This window comes from Mycobacterium shunyiense (assembly GCF_058270075.1).
The window spans coordinates 84,919-99,313 of sequence record NZ_JBZDPU010000026.1; the positions used below are offsets into that span (position 1 = coordinate 84,919).

The 14,395-nt window shown below is 67.3% G+C and carries 16 protein-coding genes; 10 read left to right on the forward strand and 6 right to left on the reverse strand.

The window, feature by feature from the left end; translation table 11 throughout:
* Window positions 1-17: 17 nt before the first annotated feature.
* Window positions 18-587, forward strand: coding sequence for a TetR/AcrR family transcriptional regulator (locus tag AC4ELH_RS27015; RefSeq protein ID WP_498887773.1), 570 nt, complete (start codon window positions 18-20; stop codon window positions 585-587).
* Window positions 584-2,830: a molybdopterin-dependent oxidoreductase gene (locus AC4ELH_RS27020; protein WP_498887775.1), complete on the forward strand. Its 2,247-nt coding sequence runs from the start codon at window positions 584-586 to the stop codon at window positions 2,828-2,830. Before AC4ELH_RS27015 ends, AC4ELH_RS27020 begins: the two co-directional genes overlap by 4 nt.
* Before the next feature lie 15 nt (window positions 2,831-2,845).
* Here AC4ELH_RS27020 and AC4ELH_RS27025 read toward each other — a convergent pair whose 3' ends face one another.
* The gene (locus AC4ELH_RS27025) at window positions 2,846-3,436 is read right to left on the reverse strand and encodes a hypothetical protein (protein WP_082941547.1); all 591 of its coding nucleotides are present in this window, start codon (window positions 3,434-3,436) and stop codon (window positions 2,846-2,848) included.
* Window positions 3,437-3,645: 209 nt separating this feature from the next.
* Here AC4ELH_RS27025 and AC4ELH_RS27030 point away from each other — a divergent pair, with 209 nt between their 5' ends.
* Window positions 3,646-4,893, forward strand: a complete 1,248-nt coding sequence (locus AC4ELH_RS27030) for a cytochrome P450 (protein ID WP_064879959.1) — start codon at window positions 3,646-3,648, stop codon at window positions 4,891-4,893.
* Here AC4ELH_RS27030 and AC4ELH_RS27035 read toward each other — a convergent pair.
* The gene (locus tag AC4ELH_RS27035) at window positions 4,847-5,116 is read right to left on the reverse strand and encodes a hypothetical protein (RefSeq protein ID WP_064880009.1); all 270 of its coding nucleotides are present in this window, start codon (window positions 5,114-5,116) and stop codon (window positions 4,847-4,849) included. The two genes, AC4ELH_RS27030 and AC4ELH_RS27035, sit on opposite strands and share 47 nt — an antisense overlap.
* A 160-nt stretch (window positions 5,117-5,276) precedes the next feature.
* Between AC4ELH_RS27035 and AC4ELH_RS27040 the strand changes: the two genes are divergently transcribed.
* The 3 genes from AC4ELH_RS27040 to AC4ELH_RS27050 are packed head-to-tail and all read left to right on the forward strand — an operon-like array spanning window position 5,277 to window position 7,485.
* Window positions 5,277-6,053, forward strand: coding sequence for a helix-turn-helix domain-containing protein (locus AC4ELH_RS27040; protein ID WP_498887777.1), 777 nt, complete (start codon window positions 5,277-5,279; stop codon window positions 6,051-6,053).
* Window positions 6,054-6,109: 56 nt separating this feature from the next.
* Window positions 6,110-6,832, forward strand: coding sequence for a FadR/GntR family transcriptional regulator (locus AC4ELH_RS27045; protein ID WP_498887779.1), 723 nt, complete (start codon window positions 6,110-6,112; stop codon window positions 6,830-6,832).
* On the forward strand, window positions 6,829-7,485 hold the full coding sequence (locus AC4ELH_RS27050; RefSeq protein ID WP_498887781.1) for a sterol desaturase family protein: 657 nt from the start codon (window positions 6,829-6,831) through the stop codon (window positions 7,483-7,485). Before AC4ELH_RS27045 ends, AC4ELH_RS27050 begins: the two co-directional genes overlap by 4 nt.
* Here AC4ELH_RS27050 and AC4ELH_RS27055 read toward each other — a convergent pair.
* Both AC4ELH_RS27055 and AC4ELH_RS27060 read right to left on the reverse strand, forming a co-directional pair.
* On the reverse strand, window positions 7,466-8,245 hold the full coding sequence (locus AC4ELH_RS27055; RefSeq protein ID WP_064879952.1) for a L,D-transpeptidase: 780 nt from the start codon (window positions 8,243-8,245) through the stop codon (window positions 7,466-7,468). The two genes, AC4ELH_RS27050 and AC4ELH_RS27055, sit on opposite strands and share 20 nt — an antisense overlap.
* A gap of 176 nt (window positions 8,246-8,421) precedes the next feature.
* Window positions 8,422-9,858, reverse strand: coding sequence for a DUF7159 family protein (locus AC4ELH_RS27060; protein ID WP_498887783.1), 1,437 nt, complete (start codon window positions 9,856-9,858; stop codon window positions 8,422-8,424).
* 211 nt (window positions 9,859-10,069) lie between these two features.
* Between AC4ELH_RS27060 and AC4ELH_RS27065 the strand changes: the two genes are divergently transcribed.
* Window positions 10,070-11,527 (forward strand): peptide MFS transporter, encoded by a 1,458-nt coding sequence (locus AC4ELH_RS27065; protein ID WP_498887785.1) that lies wholly within the window; start codon window positions 10,070-10,072, stop codon window positions 11,525-11,527.
* On the opposite strand, the gene AC4ELH_RS27070 is transcribed toward AC4ELH_RS27065, so the two are convergent.
* On the reverse strand, window positions 11,521-12,474 hold the full coding sequence (locus AC4ELH_RS27070; RefSeq protein WP_498887787.1) for a threonine ammonia-lyase: 954 nt from the start codon (window positions 12,472-12,474) through the stop codon (window positions 11,521-11,523). The genes AC4ELH_RS27065 and AC4ELH_RS27070 overlap by 7 nt on opposite strands.
* A gap of 38 nt (window positions 12,475-12,512) precedes the next feature.
* Here AC4ELH_RS27070 and AC4ELH_RS27075 point away from each other — a divergent pair, with 38 nt between their 5' ends.
* The 3 genes from AC4ELH_RS27075 to AC4ELH_RS27085 are packed head-to-tail and all read left to right on the forward strand — an operon-like array spanning window position 12,513 to window position 13,548.
* Complete coding sequence (locus AC4ELH_RS27075; RefSeq protein WP_498887789.1) at window positions 12,513-12,935, forward strand: acyl-CoA thioesterase; 423 nt, start codon at window positions 12,513-12,515, stop codon at window positions 12,933-12,935.
* Between the two features lie 49 nt (window positions 12,936-12,984).
* On the forward strand, window positions 12,985-13,197 hold the full coding sequence (locus AC4ELH_RS27080; RefSeq protein ID WP_064879944.1) for an Rv3202a family protein: 213 nt from the start codon (window positions 12,985-12,987) through the stop codon (window positions 13,195-13,197).
* 18 nt (window positions 13,198-13,215) lie between these two features.
* A complete protein-coding gene (locus AC4ELH_RS27085; RefSeq protein WP_448447201.1) occupies window positions 13,216-13,548 on the forward strand; it encodes a hypothetical protein in 333 nt (110 codons plus the stop codon).
* Here AC4ELH_RS27085 and AC4ELH_RS27090 read toward each other — a convergent pair.
* On the reverse strand, window positions 13,490-14,392 hold the full coding sequence (locus tag AC4ELH_RS27090) for a cytochrome c biogenesis CcdA family protein (protein WP_498887792.1): 903 nt from the start codon (window positions 14,390-14,392) through the stop codon (window positions 13,490-13,492). The genes AC4ELH_RS27085 and AC4ELH_RS27090 overlap by 59 nt on opposite strands.
* Between the last annotated feature and the right edge of the window lie 3 nt (window positions 14,393-14,395).

Here is a 14,395-nt window from a genome sequence, read left to right on the forward strand (position 1 = left end):
TGGCGAAAGGGCTTCGGATGACCAGTCCTCGCGAACGCATGGTTGCTTCGGCCGCACTGTTGATCCGGGAACGCGGCGCGCACCCCACCGCGATTGCCGATGTATTGGCCCACAGCGGCGCCCCACGCGGCTCGGCGTACCACTACTTCCCCGGCGGTCGTACCCAACTCCTATGCGAGGCAATCGATTACGCGAGCGATCACATCGCCGCGCAGATCGACCAGGCGGACAGCGCCGCGGCACTGCTCGACGCGATGATCGCCGGCTTTCGTAAACAACTGTCCGCCACCGAATTCCGGGCCGGTTGCCCGATTGTGGCGGTGACTGTCGAGGCCGGCGAACCCACGGCCGCCGAGCCCACTCCCCTCGACCGAGCTGGGGTGGCCTTCACCCGCTGGACCGGACAGATCACCCGCCGCCTGCAGAGCGACGGAGTGTCCACCGAACGCGCCGAGGAACTCGCCACGCTGATCCTGACCGCGATCGAAGGTGCCGTGGTGATGGCGCGGGCGACCCGTGACGTCAAACCACTCGATCTGATCCACCGTCAACTTCGCGCACTCCTGCCGGAAGGAATCCCGTCATGACCGTCGATCAATGGCAGCCCACCGCGTGCATCCTGTGTGAGTGCAACTGCGGCATCGTGGTGCAGACCGAAGGCCGGGCCATCACGAAAATCCGCGGCGACAAGGACCACCCGGCGTCGGCGGGCTACACGTGCAACAAGGCGCTGCGGCTGGACCACTACCAGAGCAGCACCAACCGCCTGACCTCGCCACTGCGCCGCACACCTGACGGCAGCTACGAGGAGATCGACTGGGACACCGCGATTTCCGAGATCGCCGCGAAGTTCCTGGCAGTCAGGGAAGTTCACGGCGGGGACAAGATCTTCTACTACGGTGGCGGCGGCCAGGGCAACCACCTGGGCGGCGCGTACAGCGGCGCATTCCTCAAGGCGATCGGTTCGCGGTACCGGTCAAACGCCCTGGCGCAGGAGAAGACCGGCGAGGCGTGGGTCGACGCCCACCTCTACGGCGGGCACACCCGCGGCGAGTTCGAGCACGCCGAGGTCTCGGTGTTCGTGGGCAAGAACCCGTGGATGTCGCAGAGTTTTCCACGGGCCCGCGTCGTGCTCAACGAGATCGCCAAGGATCCGGACCGCGCGATGATCGTGATCGACCCGGTGATCACCGACACCGCCAAGCTCGCCGACTTCCACCTGCGCGTGCGGCCGGGGACCGATGCGTGGTGCCTGGCCGCGATGGCCGCGGTGCTGGTTCAGGAAAACCTGTGCGACGAAGAGTTTCTGGCCACTCACGTCAACGGCGTCGAACCGGTCCGTGAGGTGCTTCGTGAGGTTCCGATCGGCGACTATGCCGCACGGTGCGGCGTCGACGAGACCCTGCTGCGCCAGGCGGTGCGCCGCATCGCGGGTGCCGGCAGCGTCGCGGTGTTCGAGGATCTCGGCATCCAGCAGGCCCCCAACAGCACGCTGTGTTCATACCTCAACAAGATGCTGTGGATCCTCACCGGCAACTTCGCCAAACGCGGTGGGCAACATCTGCATTCGTCGTTCGCCCCATTGTTCGGTTCAGGCGGGGTGGGCCGCAGCCCGGTCACCGGCGCCCCGGTGATCGCCGGCCTGGTGCCGTCCAATGCGGTGCCCCAGGAGATCCTCACCGACCATCCCGACCGCTTCCGGGCGATGATCGTCGAGAGCAGCAACCCCGCGCACTCGATCGCCGATTCGGCGGCCGTGCGGGCCGCCCTGGAATCGCTCGAACTCCTTGTCGTCATCGACGTCGCGATGACCGAAACCGCCCGGCTGGCAGATTATGTGCTGCCTGCGGCCAACCAGTTCGAGAAGCCCGAGGCGACGTTCTTCAATCTCGAGTTCCCACACAACAGCTTCCACCTGCGCCACCCGTTGTTCGAACCTTTGCCCGGCACGCTGCCCGAGCCCGAGATCTGGGCCCGCCTGGTGCGCGCCATCGGTGCGGTCGACGATGCCGAACTGGATCCGTTACGACGCGCGGCCCGCGACGGCCTGGACGCCTATGCCGCAGCGTTTCTCGGCGCTGTGGGTGCCAATCCGGGCCTGGGGCGGGTCCTGCCGTATGTGCTCTACGAGACGCTCGGACCGGTGCTTCCGGATGGCCTCGCCGGCGCCGCGGCGCTGTGGGGACTGGCGCAGAAGACCGCCATGACCTATCCCGATGCCGTGCGTCGCGCCGGTCACGCCGACGGCAACGCCCTCTTCGAGGCCATCTTGGCCGGCCGGTCCGGGCTGACCTTCACCGTGCACGAATATCCGGACGATTTCGCTCTGATCGGCCACCCGGATCACAAGATCGCACTCGCGATGCCCGAGATGCTCGACGCGGTCCGAGCATTGCCGACCACGCCGTCGGCGCTGACCTCCGAGGAGTTCCCGATGGTGCTCTCGGCCGGCGAACGTCGGGCCTACACCGCCAACGACATATTCCGCGACCCGGCCTGGCGCAAGCGCGACAGTGAAGGAGCCCTGCGGATCAGCGCCGACGACGCCGAGTCCATCGGCCTACGCGACGGAGACCGGGCCAGGCTGACCACCGCGACGGGAAGCGCGGAGGTGACCGTGGAGGTCAACGACGCGATGCTGCCGGGGCACATCTCGCTGCCCAACGGATTCGGCCTCGACTACACCGACGGCCAAGGGCGGTCGATCGTGCCCGGCGTCGCACCCAACGAGCTCACGTCGTCGCAGTGGCGCGATGAGTACGCGGGCACACCGTGGCACAAGCACGTGCCTGCCCGGGTTGACCTTCCGGTCGTAACCCTGCCGGCCTGATCAGATTCCCGGCACTCAGGGCGCCGGGGCCGGGGCGGGCGCTGCCGGGGCGGCTGGACCGGCGGGCACAGCGACAGCTGGGCCGGCAGGAGCAGCGGGCAACACGGCGGGCCCGGCAGGAGCGCCTGGGTCGGTTACGGCCGGCCCGCCGGGCAGAGGTGCTGTCGGTGCACCGGGGGCTGCAGGCGCGGTCGGAACGTTCGGCCCGGGTACCTGGCCCGGGACAGGCGTGTTCATGCCGCGCTGCGCGAGCCCGAGTACCAGGGCTTCCTTACCGCTGATCTCCTGGTTCTGCACCGCGTGCCACAGATCCTTGAGGTAGCTCAGGTTGGGCGTCTCGGTTCCCTGTCCCGTGGGATCCATCGTGGCCCCCGGCGGCAGGGCATCGGGGCTGGCCAGGTGAGGGGTACCCGGGGCCGCGGCAACCGGTGCCGTCGGATCTCCGACCGCTGCCTGAGCCGCCGGTCCGGGCGCGGGCGCCGGCGCGGGGGCAGGCGCCGGATTGGGTGGCTCCGCGGCCGCCGCGGCGGCCATGGCCAACGCGACGACAGGACCCGACACACAGCCCGTCAACACGATCCCGAACCTACGGACGTCGACTCGCATAACTGGTTGGCCTCCTGCTGTTGCTCCAGGGACGAATGGTAACGCTGAGTGCATCGTCGCGCTCGTTCAACCGTTACAACGCAAGAATCGGAACACGTTCCAATACCCACGATGTGGGAGTTTCCGAAACCCGCTCCGAGGGGCCCCACCTGTGGTGTAGCAATGGGTTTACGCCACTACACAACGTCGTCGCGAGGAGCGCCAACGCCATGCCGACTCTGAACCTCCCGCCCGGATTCGACTTCACCGATCCCGACATCTACGCCGAACGGCTGCCCGTCGAGGAACTCGCCGAGATGCGCAAGTTGGCTCCGATCTGGTGGAACGAACAGCCGCTTGGACAAGGGGGGTTCGACGACGGCGGGTTCTGGGTCGTCACGAAGCACAAGGACGTCAAAGAGGTCTCGCTGCGCAGTGACGTGTTCTCCAGCCAGGAGAAGACCGCCCTCCCGCGCTACCGCGACGGCACCGTCCAGCAGCAGATCGAGCAGGGCAAGTTCGTCATGCTCAACATGGACGCCCCACACCACACGCACCTGCGCAAGATCATCTCGCGGGCCTTCACACCACGGGCGATCGAGCGCCTGCGCGCCGACCTGGCCGACCGGGCCCGGGACATCGTCGCGGCCGCCGCTGCCGCGGGTTCCGGAGATTTCGTCGAGCAGGTCTCGTGCGAACTACCCCTGCAGGCAATCGCGGGGCTGATGGGCGTGCCGCAGGAAGACCGCATGAAGTTGTTCGACTGGTCCAATCAGATGGTCGGCGACCAGGACCCGGAGTTCGCCTCCAACGACGCGATCAGCGCCTCCGTCGAGTTGATCATGTACGGGATGCAGATGGCGGCCGAGCGGACCAAGAACCCCGGCGACGACCTGGTCACCAAACTCCTGCAGGCCGACGTGGAGGGGCACAAGCTCTCCGACGACGAGTTCGGCTTCTTCGTCATCCTGCTCGCCGTGGCCGGAAACGAGACGACCCGCAACTCGATCACCCAGGGCATGATGGCCTTCGCCGATCACCCCGACCAGTGGGAGCTGTTCAAACGCGAGCGCCCCGGCACCGCGGCCGACGAGATCGTCCGGTGGGCCACGCCCGTCACGTCATTCCAGCGCACCGCCCTGGAGGACACCGAGCTGGCCGGCGTGCCCATCAAGAAGGGTCAGCGGGTGGTGATGTTCTACCGCTCGGCGAACTTCGACGAGGATGTGTTCGACGACCCGTACAGCTTCAACATCCTGCGGGACCCCAACCCGCACGTGGGGTTCGGCGGTACGGGCGCGCACTACTGCATCGGCGCCAACCTCGCCAGGATGACCATCGACCTGATCTTCAACGCGATCGCCGACGGGATGCCCGACCTGACGCCGTTGGCGGCGCCCGAGCGTCTCCGGTCGGGTTGGCTCAACGGCATCAAACATTGGCAGGTGGACTACCGCGGCCAGTCGGGTAGTCGATGACGGATCGCCAATAGTCCTCCGGGATTTCGGTATTCGACCGCAGCACGATCGCCAGACCGGTTGCCATCGCGATGCCGAGAAGCCCGAGCCACAGGCCGGCGAGTGCGATCGCGATCCATAGCACGGTTGTCAGGGCGGGCCACGGCGATACCACCGCGAGCACCGGCGCGAAGAAGAATCCGGTGCCGACGTAGGCGGCCGACCCGGCCCGGTCGGCCGCCATGACGAAGTGCAGCCAGCGTGGAATCGGTTGGTCGGACTGAGGTTTGTCGCTCACTGCCGCCTCCTTCGTGGGGTCTGGAGACCACAGTGGCCCGGGCCGGGTAAGTACTGCAATTACCCCGCAGGTAGTGGTTATCTCCCGGCGTGTGAGTGAGACTCGGATGGTGACGACTGCGGCAACCCAGACACCTATCGGATCGCTGATGCGCGACTGGCGATTACGCCGCCGCATCAGTCAGCTGGACCTGGCCATCGAGGCCGACGTTTCGGCGCGTCACCTCAGCTTCATCGAAACCGGGCGGTCGGTACCGAGCCGGGCCATGGTGCTGCGGCTCGCCGAGGCACTGGAGGTGCCGCTGCGGGATCAGAACCAGCTGCTCCTCGCTGCGGGGCTGGCACCGGTCTACGCCGAGCGGACTCTGGAGGACCCTGAGATGACGGGTGTGCGCGACGGTGTGGCCCGAGTGTTGGACGCCTACAACCCGTTTCCCTGCGTGGTCGTCGATCGCACCTGGAATCTGTTGCAGGCCAACGCCGGTACCGCAGTCATGCTGGACGGTGTCGCACCGCATCTGCTGGCCCGGCCCAACGCGCTGCGGATCACCCTGCACCCCGAGGGCATGGCGCCGCGCATCCGGAACCTGGCCGAGTGGCGCCACCACCTGATCAGCCGGCTGCGCCGGGAGGTCACCGTGAGCGGATCAGCCGAGCTGGCCGCCCTTCTTGCCGAGATCGAGTCCTACCCGGGCGGGATGGAACCGGTACGAGATCTCGGCGGAGTGGTCGTCCCACTGGAACTGACCTCGCCCGACGGCGCCGTACTGACCTTCCTGAGCACGGTCACCACCTTCGGGACGGCCCTGGACCTGACCGCCGCGGAACTGAGCATCGAGGCGTTTCTGCCGGCCGACGCCGAGACCGCGGCCGCACTGCGGTGAAAATTAGTGGTCTGACCACTTGACCTCTGACCCCCAGGCCGGGCAAGGTGGGTCGTATGGCGCTACAACCGGTGAACCGTCGCTCCGTACCCGAGGACGTGTTCGAGCAGATCGTCGCGGAGGTACTCAACGGGCAGATGCAGCCCGGCGAGCCCCTGCCCAGTGAACGCCGCCTCGCCGAGGTGCTGGGCGTGTCCCGCCCGGCTGTGCGCGAGGCGATCAAGCGGCTCACCGAGGCGGGCCTGGTCGAGGTTCGGCAGGGCGACTCGACCACGGTGCGGGATTTCCGCAAGCATGCGGGCCTCGATCTGTTGCCCCGGCTCCTCTTGCGCGCAGGCGAACTCGACGTCGGCGTGGTTCGCAGCATCCTCGAAACCCGGCTGCACAACGGACCCAAGGTGGCCGAGTTGGCCGCCGAGCGGGCACCGTCCGAGGTGATCGCGCAACTCGGCCGCACGGTCGATGCCCTGGCGGCCGAACCGGACCCGGTCGAGCAACAACGTCAGGCACTCGGCTTCTGGGATCTGATCGTCGACGGTGCGGATTCGATCGCATTCCGCTTGATGTACAACACCCTTCGGCAGACCTACGAGCCCGCGCTGCCGGCGCTGGCCACAATGATGGCCGCCGAGGTCGGCCGTCCCGAGGCGTATCGCCGCATCGTCGAGGCCATCGAAGCGGGTGACCCCGCCGCAGCCCGGCTCGCGGCTCAGGACCTGCTGGAGCCTGCCACCAACGCGCTCATGGGCGCACTCGAGGCATTGGAGGAAACCCGATGACGCGCAATGCTTTCACGTTGGCCGACGCAGCACGGGAGTTCGTCAAGCACCCCTCCCCCTGGATGATCGGCACCGCGCTGATCGTCAGCGTCGCCGCGCGGTGTGCCGTCGGAGACTGGCAACCCACCGACGCGCTCGTACCCGCGGTGATGCTGGTGACGTTCCCGTTCTTCGAATGGATCGTCCACGTCTTCGTACTGCACTGGCGCCCAAGGCGATTGGGCCCGATCACACTGGATTCGCTGTTGGCTCGCGACCACCGGCTGCACCACGTCGATCCACGTGACATCCCATTGATCTTCATCCCGTGGCGCGCACTGCTGTGGATTCTGCCCGTCGCAGTCGCCGTAGCCCTCCTGGTGTTTCCACGACTCGGTCTGGGGCTGACGTTTCTGTCCCTGCTGACCGTTCTCGGCCTGGCCTACGAGTGGTGTCACTACCTGATCCACAGTGACTACAAGCCGAAAAGCCCCGCCTACCGTGCGGTTTGGCGCAACCATCGCCAGCACCACTACAAGAACGAGCACTACTGGTTCACGGTCACCACCGCCGGGACCGCGGACCGGGTCCTGGGGACCTACCCCGACCTGGCGACGGTATCCACCTCACCGACCTCGAAGAACCTGCACGCGGCTATGCCTGCACGACAATAGGGTCGCCCAGGTGCACCGTGTTGAAGTACCAGTCGGCGTTGTCGGGGCTCAAGTTGATGCAACCGTGGCTGACGTTGGCGTAGCCCTGAGATCCCACCGACCAGGGCGCCCCGTGCACGTAGACACCGCCCCAAGTCACGCGAACCGCGTCGTAGACGGTGAGCTTGTACCCCTCCGGGTCGCTCAGCGGAATACCGATCGTGCGCGAATCCATCACCACGACAGGCTCTTTGGCCAGCGCGGTGAAGGTCCCGATCGGGGTCGGGTGCTTGGGCTTGCCCATCGACGCAGGCATGGTGCGGGCCACCGTGCCATCGATGCTGACCGTGAAGGTGTGCGCATCGATGTCGGCGACACCGAGTACCTGGGCCCCCGTCTCGAAACTCGTCTTCGCGCCGCCGGCAGTGACCGAGATCTTCGAATGAGCCGGCCACAGCTGATCCGGTTTCCACTGCATGACATCGTCACTCAGCCAGGTGAAGGTGCCAGTGGGGGTCTCGGGAGAGCTGATCTTCAGGCTGCTCTGTGCCGCATCGCGATCGGTCACCGGATCGGCGAACGTCACCGTCAGCGGCATGGCGACGCCGACCACCGAGCCGGAGGCGGGCTCGATCTTCACACCGGGTGCAGGCGTGCTCACCGCAGCAGATGCCACATTCACCGTGCTCGCAGCAGCCAAGGTGGCGACACCGATCGCCGCAAACACTTTCAGTACCGACGCTCGAACGGTTCCGAATGACGACGATGGGGCGGTCAGCATTCCACCAGTGTAGGTGAGCGCCGATGGTGCACCTTTTAGGCGCAGCGTGGCGACGGCAATTCGAGGTCGGCGGTGGCGCAGTGGGTTGCCCATGGTGAACTCATCGGCCGGGCAACTCAGAATGTTTCACCGCGCCCATCGGCGCCCCGGCATGAGTCTCAGCAACGTCACAGCGCTCAGGGCGCGGGGGGAACCGGCACCGGAGGCTCGGCCGGGGCCGGCAGCTGCTCAGGTGCCGGTGGCGCCACTTCTGTCGCGGCCGGGGCCGGCTCGGCCGCGGGCGGTACCGGTTCGGTCACCGGAGGCGGTACCGGTTCGGTCACCGGAGCCTGCGCTGCCGTCTGTTGCACCGGTGCCGCCTCTGGCGGCGCCGGTGGCGCTGAGGGCGCTGAGGGCGCCACCTCGGGGGCCGGCGGTGGGGGCGGTGCCACCTCCGATGGCGAGGACGGTGGCGGCGGCACCTGGCTCTCGGGCACGGGCTGTTGGCCCGGCTCCGGCGGTGGCGCAGCCGGGACTTGTTCGGGCAACGGTGGCGCCTGCTCGGACGGCATCGCCTCCAGCTCGGGCGCAGGAGGCGCCATCAGCTCGCCGGTGTTCTGGGGTGGCTCCGTGGTGGATTGATCGACGACGTGCTCTGGCGGGGCGTCCTCTACCACCGGTTCGAGCACCGGCGGGGCTTCGAGGGGCGAGGCCGGGGGCACCGGAAACGTGACCGCCGAGGTCTGCTGCACGGAGGCCGAATCCCCCGATGTGCTCACCACCGGACGCGTGCTCTTGTGGGGTGTCGGCTCCGAACCGGGCAACAGCTGCTGGCCGATCGCCAGGGAGAGCGACACCGCGAAGGCCAGCACTCCACCGACCAATATCGCCAGTGGCGTCAATTGCTTTGGGGGCCAGCGCCATCCGGCCTTGGCCGCGCTGTCGTCGGATGCCCATCGGCTCCTGCGGACCGCAGCCAACGCGGCTCCCCTGGCCAACGGCAACCCCGGTTCGGCAGGTGTGAACACCGGCACCGCCACTGCCTGCTCCAGTTTCGGCAGAACCGAGTCCAGGTCGACGGCGGACCCCACGACGACCAGCGCATCAGGGCGCGGGTCCGCCGCATCGAACATCTCTGACAGCCAGGCCGTCAGACCGGCCACGGTCTCGATGCCACGGCTGACCGTGGTCTGCACCGGACTGTCGCCGCTGACGGTCATCGCCTGTACGACATCGGGTTCCAGCACACATACGCCGGTCGTGTCGAATCCGACGATGCCGGCAACGCGCCGAGCCAACGCGTCCGTCGCGTGCGGCAACCGGACCGGGATCACATCGGCGAATCCGGCGTCCGTGAACTTCTTCAGCAGCACCGCGGCCTCGGCGGCCGCCCCCGAACTCCACGTGACGCCGATGGCTGCCAGCCGCAAACCACGTTCTGCGGCAACCCTTTCGACACGCCGAACCGCCTTCACGACGTCGGCGCAGATGTCATCGGTACGCGCGGGTGCAAGGCCGCGAATGTCGAGCGCCTCGTGGTCGACGGTCGCTCCGTCGGCCTCGCAGCCCTCGACCAGGACCAGACCGACGGTGGACGGTGTCAACGACACACCGAGCACCGCGTCCACATGCACCCCCGAAAAGTGTGGCCGTCGTCCAAACGTTTCACGGTGACATTACCCGGTGGCAGCTTCATTCCCATCTCCTGCACCACCGGTGACCTTTCACCACGTGCGACGAAATGTGCTGTGCCGCAGAATCGCCAGTACACAACGCAGTCATAGTTTGCCGTCCGGCCCGTCAATTTCGGTCGACCGGTCCGTCGGCATGGCAAGGTGGTGACGCATGCAGGAAGTCCAGAATTCTCCGCGACACCGGACGTTCTTCGGCCATCCGCTGGGACTGGCCAACCTGTCCGGGGTGGAAATGTGGGAGCGTTTCTCCTTCTACGGGATGCTCACCATCCTCGGCTACTACCTGTACTACGTGGCCGCCGACGGCGGGCTCGGGTTGCCCAAGACCACCGCCACCGGGATCGTCGGCGCCTACGGCGGTCTGGTCTATCTGTCTACCGTGCTGGGTGGCTGGGTCGCCGATCGCGTCCTGGGCATGGAGCGCACGGTGTTCTACGGCGGAGTGGTCGTCATGGCCGGCCATATCGCTCTCGCGGTCATTCCGGATCTGGCCGGCGTCGGTGTCGGCCTGGTGCTCGTCGCGCTCGGGTCCGGCGCACTCAAGGCCAACGCATCCTCGCTGTTGGGCACGCTCTACGCCTTGAACGACCCGCGCGCCGACGGCGGCTTCACGCTGTTCTACCTCGGCGTCAATCTCGGCGCCTTCGTCGGACCGCTGGCCACGGGATTGTTACAGACACACGTCGGCTTCCACTACGGCTTCGGCGCCGCGGCGGTCGGTATGGCGCTGGGGCTGGCGCAGTACGTGATGTTCCGGCGCAACCTCGGAAGCCACGGACGTGTCGTGGCGAACCCGTTGCCGGCGCGGTCCATCCGAAAGGTGCTCGCCGTCGTGGCGGCGTCGGCTGTGGCCGTGGGCGTGCTGTTCTCGGCACACCTGGTCAAACTCGCGAACCTGTCGCAGATCACCACCGCGGTGATCGCCGTGGCCTCGGTGCTGTATTTCACGGTCATGCTGACCAGCGCCAAAGTGTCAGACACCGAACGGATCCGGGTCCGGGCCTTCATCCCGCTGTTCATCGCCAATGCGGTGTTCTGGTCGCTGTTCCAGCAGACGTTCACGGTGTTGGCCGTCTACTCAGACGAGCGGGTCAACTGGTCTCTCTTCGGCTGGACCGCGCCGTCGAACTGGATCGGGTCGATCGAGCCCGTCTGGATCATCCTGCTCTCGCCCCTGTTCGCGGTCCTGTGGACCCGGCTGGGCAACCGGGCGCCGACCACACCGCGCAAGTTCGGCTACGGGGTGATCGGGATGGGCGCCGCATTCCTGCTGTTTCTGCCGACAGCGCCGCACCAGGGCAAGGTGGTGCCCGCGCTACTGGTCGCAGGCATCATGGTGGTGTTCGCGGTGTCCGAGCTGCTGGTGTCACCGATCGGCCTGTCGGTCACGACTAAGCTTGCCCCAGAGGCGTTCCGGGCCCAGATGATGGCGCTGTTCTTCTTCTCGGTAGGGCTTGGCACGGCGATGTCGGGGGTGCTGGCCCAGCATTACGACCCGGCCCGCGAATTCGCCTACTTCGGCACGCTCGGGGTGGTGGCGATCCTCACGGGGGTCGTGGTGCTGCTGATGTCACCGCGGATCAGCAGGTTGATGGAAGGTGTTCACTGACTGTCCGAGAGGATCTCGGCCAGCAACGGTAGCGCGATGTTTCCACCGGAGACGATCGCGACCGTGGGCCCCGGCGGCGTGGCTTCCGTGCGATATCCGGCCAGTGCCACGGCACCGCTGGGTTCGGCCACCAGATGTGCTTCACGCGCCAGTTCCCGTACTGCCGAACGGATCTCGTCCTCGCTCACCGTGATCACACCGTCGAGTACCCGTTGCAGGTGAGCGAAGGTGAGCTCCGACGGCGTCGCACGCAAGCCGTCGGCGATGGTTCGGTTACGCTGCGCTACAGGCCATTCCACCAGGTGGCCGGCGGCCAGACTCTCCGCGGCGTCCGCGGCGAGTTCGGGCTCCACGCCGAATATCTTGGCCCGCGGGCACAACGCGCGGATCGCGGTGCCCACCCCGGAGGCCAGACCACCGCCACTGATCGGAATCAGGACTGTCGCGACCTCGGGCAGATCCTGCGCGATCTCCAGCCCGATGGTGCCCTGTCCCGCGATCACGTCGGGATGGTCGAACGGCGGCACCAGAACACCGCCGGTGCGCTCGACCAGTTCGGCAGCGACCGATTCACGCTCCCCCGCCCCGCACAACACGACCTGCGCCCCGTGGCCCCGGGTGGCCTCCACCTTCACGGCCGGGGTCTCCTCGGGCATGACGATGTGGGCGGTGACACCGAACGCCGCAGCCGCATACGCCACAGCTTGGGCGTGATTGCCGCTGGAGTAGGCCACCACTCCGGCTGCCCGGACCTCGGGAGCGAGCCGGCCCAGCGCGTTGAACGCGCCGCGGATCTTGAAGGCGCCGATCGGTTGCAGATTCTCCGGCTTCAGCCACAACGGACGGTCAGCATCTGACCACCCGGCCGCCAGCAGCGGGGTCCGCGCGATGTCGGGGGCTATCCGCCGGGCGGCGGCGTCGATGTCGTCGAGGGTCACCAGGTTCACCGGGCAAGTGTCTCCCGACGGTCGGTTACGGTGCTGACGTGACCCAGTACAGCTTCGGAATCGTTCCTCGTTACGCCGAGATCGACCAGCAGGGTGTGGTGTTCAACGGCCACTACCTCACCTGGTTCGACGAGGCATGCACCGGGCTGTTCGACCACCTCGGCGTGAACTTCACCGAGCTGATCGCCAACGGCATCGACATGCAGGTGGTGCACACCGAGATCGATTTCCGGGCTCCGGTTCGGTGGCGGGAGCCGGTGCGGATCGCCGTCGGGTGCGAGCGCATCGGCACCACCAGTTTCACCATCGGCTTCACCGTGCTGGGCACCGACGCCACGGGCGACGAGCACGCCCGGGTGTGCGGACGGAACGTCTATGTGGTGGTCTCGACCGACGACTGGGCCAAGCGGTCGGTCCCCGAAGACATTCGCGCCGCGCTCACTTCCGTTGCCGGTCAATGATTCTTCCGTCCGGGCTGTGCCGGGATACCCGCGGCGGTAATGTCAGGCCATGACACACGCTGAGCGTGGTGAGTTCGCCGACGACGTCCCGGAGGCCGACGTCGTGGAACAACTGATACCGATCGGGGTCGACGACGAGGACGACGCGCTGTCGGAACTGCCCCGGGTGCGGATCTCGACGGATGCCGATGCCACCGAGGCCGACCTGATCGATCAGGCGATCGCCGTACCACTGGACGACGAGTCCGACTTCGACCGCTGACAGGAAGGATCCCCCGGCATGCGCCTGCCCGATGCCCTCGACAGCATCTCCACCGATACCGCGACCACCTCGCGGGTGTTCGGTGACCCGTACCTGACGCCCGATGGAGCGACGGTGATACCGGTGAGCAAGGTCCGGCACCGGTCCGACAGCGGGCGAACCAGCTCAAGGCCGCTGGGGATTTTCGTCGTCAAGGACGGGAAACCCACCTGGGTGCCCGCCGTCGACAACACGCGAATCGCCTTGCTGGGTGAACTGATCGGGTTGGTGGCAGCGACTTTGGCCACGGCCGCTATGGTGCGTCGTCCGCCGTGGCCGGACGTGCGTGGCGAGTTCTCGCGGCGACTCTGACCCGCCGGGTACGCCACCCGAGTCCGAGCACGACCAGTGTCAGCAGGGCGAGCACCCAAGGCCATGCGCCGTGCCGATGTACCCATCCCGCCAGGGCGCCTTGGACGCGTCCGGCGGCTGCGATCACCGGGTCAGCGGGATTTCCTGCGGCGCCGAACAATTGGATTTCATACCAGCCGTAGTAGGCGACATAGGCGCCGACGGCGATCAGCAGGGCTCCGCTGATCCGGCTGATGTACGGGACGACGCTGCGCAACCGGTCGATCACGACGGTGCCGGCCAGCGCCGTGGCCACGGCCAGCACGCCGACGACGAGGGCGAAACCCCCTGCGTAGGCGCCGAAGACCGCCACCCGGTGCAGTGCGGTGTGTGATTCGAGGGTGGCACCGGTGACCGCCAGGAAGGGGCCCACCGTGCACGACAGCGATGCCAGCGCATAGCCGACGCCGTAACCGGCCATCGAGCCCAGCCGTGCGGTGGGCGCCCAGCCGGGGCGGCCCGCCACCGCATCGGGCAACAGCAACCCGAGCCTGCGACCGGCCAGCAACCAGACCCCCAGCCCGAGCAGGATGATCCCGATGACCAAGGTGACGTACGGAAGGTAGCGCTGCACCGTGTTTGCGGCGGCGACCGTCAGCAGCCCGAAGGTGCCGAACACGGCAACGAATCCGGCGGTCATCACGATACTGGCGACCAACGCCCGTCCCAGCGCGTTCACCGGCCCTCGCGGCGAGGCGCCCCGCACCACCAGCGCCAGGTACCCGGGCAGCAGTGCAAAACCGCACGGATTGAGTGCCGCGACGAGTCCGGCGCCGAACGCCAACCCCACAAGGTTGTCTGGCACGCC